This is a genomic window from Neisseria sp. HMSC065C04, assembly GCF_001815375.1.
Lineage (GTDB): Bacteria > Pseudomonadota > Gammaproteobacteria > Burkholderiales > Neisseriaceae > Neisseria > Neisseria flavescens_D.
On the sequence record NZ_KV820380.1, the window covers coordinates 1 to 240 of the forward strand.

At 42.5% G+C, this 240-nt stretch carries 1 protein-coding gene; it reads left to right on the top strand.

The features are described 5' to 3' along the window. Positions 1-240, top strand: a 240-nt coding sequence (locus HMPREF3022_RS00085; protein ID WP_141756468.1) for a collagen-flanked surface repeat-containing protein, incomplete at both ends; no start/stop codon positions are given.

Genomic DNA, 240 nt, shown 5'->3' on the forward strand with positions numbered 1-240 from the left:
GTGAAGTTGTAGATAATGGTGACGGTACCCATACAATCACTATTACTGATCTTGAGACCGGTTCAGTCACTACTACCATCGTTAAAGACGGTAAAGACGGTGTAGATGGTAAGAATGCTAAAGCCGACGTTAAAGACAACGGCGATGGTACTCACACTGTAACTATCACTGATGGCGAAGGTAATACCACTACTACTATCATTAAAGACGGTAAGAACGCTGAAGCCGATGTTAAAGACA